Annotated in this window: 3 protein-coding genes; 1 reads left to right on the plus strand and 2 read right to left on the minus strand. The window is 64.9% G+C overall.

Annotated features, from left to right (window positions below; translation table 11 throughout):
• Positions 1-123: 123 nt before the first annotated feature.
• Positions 124-1233 (minus strand): tartrate dehydrogenase, encoded by a 1110-nt coding sequence (locus A985_RS0108935; RefSeq protein ID WP_017233066.1) that lies wholly within the window; start codon positions 1231-1233, stop codon positions 124-126.
• 95 nt (positions 1234-1328) lie between these two features.
• Between A985_RS0108935 and A985_RS0108940 the strand changes: the two genes are divergently transcribed.
• On the plus strand, positions 1329-2240 hold the full coding sequence (locus A985_RS0108940) for a LysR family transcriptional regulator (protein ID WP_017233067.1): 912 nt from the start codon (positions 1329-1331) through the stop codon (positions 2238-2240).
• A gap of 42 nt (positions 2241-2282) precedes the next feature.
• Here A985_RS0108940 and bglX read toward each other — a convergent pair.
• On the minus strand, positions 2283-3803 hold a 1521-nt coding region (gene bglX, locus A985_RS24770), incomplete at its 5' end, for a beta-glucosidase BglX (RefSeq protein ID WP_039830106.1).

Consider the following 3803-nt stretch of genomic DNA (forward strand, 5'->3'; position numbering starts at 1 on the left):
GAGCGTGGGCGCGTGAGCGGGCGGCGGGCGCATCGCTCGGCCCGCTCGGCCCGCGCGACACGTCTCACGTTCACGCGGTCGCGGCAGCGGCGATCGCTCCTACCGCCCACCGGTGTATCCTGCTCAGCCCGCGCTGACCACGGCGGCAATCGCCTGACCGACTTCGGTCGTGTTCGCGCTCCCCCCTAAATCGCCGGTGCGCGGCCCGTCCTTGATGACCTGCGTGATCGCCGCGAGAATGGCGTCGTGCGCCTCGCGCGTGCGGCCTTCGCCGCGGCCGATAAAGTCGAGCATCATCGCGGCCGTCCAGATCATGCCAATCGGGTTGGCGATGTTCTTGCCCGCGATATCCGGCGCCGAGCCGTGCACCGGTTCGAACAGCGACGGGAATTTACCTTCCGGATTCAGGTTGCCCGACGGCGCGATGCCGATGGTGCCGGTGCAGGCCGGCCCCAGATCCGACAGGATGTCGCCGAACAGATTCGACGCGACCACCACGTCGAAGCGATCCGGATTGAGCACAAAGCGCGCACACAGAATGTCGATGTGCTGCTTGTCCCACGTGATGTCCGGATACTTCGCCGCCGTCTCGGCCGCGCGCTTGTCCCACCACGGCATCGAGATCGAAATCCCGTTGCTCTTGGTCGCCACCGTCACGTGCTTGCGCTCACGCTGCTGTGCGAGATCGAACGCGAACTTCAGCACGCGCTCCGTGCCGTGTCGCGTGAAGATCGACTCCTGCACCACGAACTCGCGCTCCGTGCCCTCGAACATTACGCCGCCCACCGACGAGTACTCGCCTTCGGTGTTCTCGCGCACGATCAGGAAATCGATATCGCCCGCCTCGCGGCCCGCCAGCGGTGACGGCACCCCATCGAACAGACGCGCCGGGCGCAGGTTGATGTACTGATCGAATTCGCGACGGAACTTGAGCAACGACCCCCACAGCGAAATATGGTCGGGCACCGTCTCGGGCCAGCCCACGGCACCAAACAGAATGGCGTCGACGCCGTCGAGCTGCTGCTTCCAGTCGTCCGGCATCATCTGGCCGTGCTTGGCGTAGTAGTCGCAGCTCGCCCATTCGATGTGCTGGTAGTCGACGGGAATACCAAAGCGTCGGCACGCGGCGTCGAGCACGCGCAGGCCTTCGGGCATCACCTCTTTACCGATGCCGTCGCCCGGAATCACGGCGATCTTGAACGGACGCGCAGGGCGCTGGGACGTGTCGGTCATGGTCTGCTTCTCCTGAGGATTGGACGATGACGCTAGATTATTCCATTCCAACGCGGATAAAATCCCTCAATCGGTTAATCCACTATCCACGAATCGTGAATAAACCTCTACCCGTCACCCCGAATCTCGACGATCTGCGCGTCTTTTGCCAGGTCGCGCGCCGTGCCAGCTTTTCGGCGGCAGCCGAAGCGCTGGGCGTCTCGCCCGCGTACGTGAGCAAGCGCGTCGGCATGCTCGAAGCCGACCTTGGCACGCGCTTGCTACATCGCTCGACCCGGCGCGTGGCCATTACCGACGCAGGGGAACGCGTGTACGCCTGGGCGGAAAAGATTCTCGACGACGTGAATCACCTGATCGAGGATGTCTCCAGCACGCGGCAGGTGCCGCGCGGCACGCTGCGGGTGTCGAGCAGCTTCGGCTTCGGACGGCATGCCGTGGCCCCCGCCATGTCGCGGCTGCGCGCGCTGCATCCGCAGCTCAACGTGCGCCTGGACCTGTTCGACCGCATCGTCGACGTGGCGGCCGAGGGATATGACCTCGACGTGCGCATCGGCGACGACATCGCACCGCATCTGATCGCCCGCAAGCTCGCGGACAATCATCGGGTGCTGTGCGCCTCGCGCGCCTATCTCGACGCGCACGGCACGCCGCGTCAATTGAGCGACCTGGCCGGCCATGCGTGCATCGTCATCAAGGAACGCGATCATCCGTTCGGCATGTGGCGGCTGCAACAGCGCGCAGAGGCCGTCGCCCTCAAGGTGACGGGACCGCTGTCGACGAACCACGGCGAGGTGGCCGTGCAATGGGCGCTCGACGGACAGGGGATCGTGCTGCGCTCGATGTGGGACGTGGGGGCGCTGATCGCGCGCGGGGATCTGGTGCAGGTTCTGCCCGACGTGACGCAACCGGCCAACGTCTGGGCCGTTTATCCGTCGCGCGTGGCATCGTCGGCCAAGGTCCGTGCCTGCGTGGAATTCCTTCGCGAGGAATTCCAGACGCAGACGTGAGGTACGTCAAGTCGCGACACCACGCCGCGACACGCGTTGCCATTACTGCAGCGTGAACGACGCCTGTTCGACATGTTGCGAATCAAGCCCGATCTCGACGTTGAAGTCGCCGGGTTCGGCCACGTATTGCAGTTTCGCGTTGTAGAACTTCAGCAGACTTTCATCGATCGCGAAATGCACGGTGCGCGATTCGCCAGGCTTCAGGCTTACCTTGTCGAAACCCTTCAGCTCCTTGATGGGCCGCACGATCGACGCGGCAACGTCCTGCAAGTAGAGCTGCACGACGGTCGCCCCCTCGCGCTTGCCGGTGTTGCGCACCGTCACGCTCGCATCGAGCTTGCCGCCGCGCTCAAGTGTCTTGCTCGATAGCGTCACCTTCGACACCGCGAACGAGGTGTAGCTCAGGCCGTAGCCAAAGGCATACAACGGGCCGGAGTCTTCCTCGAAGTATTGCGAGGTGTAGTTGGCCGGCTTGCCCGGTGTGAACGGACGGCCGATGCGCAACTGGTTGTAGTACGTCGGGATCTGGCCGATCGAGCGCGGGAACGAGATCGGCAGCTTGCCCGACGGGTTGTAGTCGCCGAACAGCACGTCCGCAATCGCGTGGCCGCCTTCGGTGCCGGTGTACCACGTCTCGAGCATGGCGTCGGCGTTGGCCTTCGGCCAGTTCAGATCGAGCGGGCGACCGTTCATCAGCACGACGACGAGCGGCTTGCCGGTCGCCTTGAGTGCCTGCAACAGCGCCAACTGGCTACCTGGCAACGACAGGCTCGTGCGGCTGGACGCCTCGTGCGACATGCCACGCGCTTCGCCCACCGCCACGATCAGCGTGTCGGCGTTGCGCGCGACTCGCACGGCTTCGTCGATCATCTGCTGCGGCGATCGCTTGTCCTGCACGACTTCCGGATTGTCCCAATCGAGGAAGTTGAGATACTGAACCACGCGCGGGTCGTCGGTGATGTTCGCGCCGCGCGCATAGGTCACCTGCGCCTGCGGGCCGAGGGCGTCGCGCACGCCTTGCAGCAGCGTGACGGCCTGCGCCGCCACGCCCGCGGCCGACCAGCTCCCCAGGATATCGATCTTCGCGTCCGCGAGCGGCCCGATCACCGCGACCTTGCCCGCTTTGGCCAGCGGCAGTGTGTCGTGCCGGTTCTCCAGCAAGACAATGGACTTGCGCGCGGCATCGCGCGCGGCGTCACGATGCAGACGGCTCTGCGCATTCACATCTTTCGGATCCTGCGCCGCGTTGCCAATCCGGCGATAGGGGTCGGCAAACAGGCCCATGTCGTATTTCGCGCCGAGGACTTCGCGCACGGCGTCGTCGATGTCGCGCATCGGCACCTCGCCCGACTTCACGAGCCCCGGCAATTGCTTGAGGTACTGCACATCGGCCATGCTCATGTCGACGCCTGCCTCGATGGCCAGCTTCGCGGCCTCGCGGCCGTCCTTCGCCACGCCATGACGCATCAACTCTTCGATCGCGCCGTGATCGCTCACCGTCACGCCCTTGAATCCCCATTCGTCACGCAGCAAGTCGCGCAGCAGCCACTTGTTCGACGTGGC

This window comes from Pandoraea sp. B-6, from assembly GCF_000282835.1.
GTDB classification, from domain to species: Bacteria; Pseudomonadota; Gammaproteobacteria; order Burkholderiales; family Burkholderiaceae; genus Pandoraea; species Pandoraea cepalis.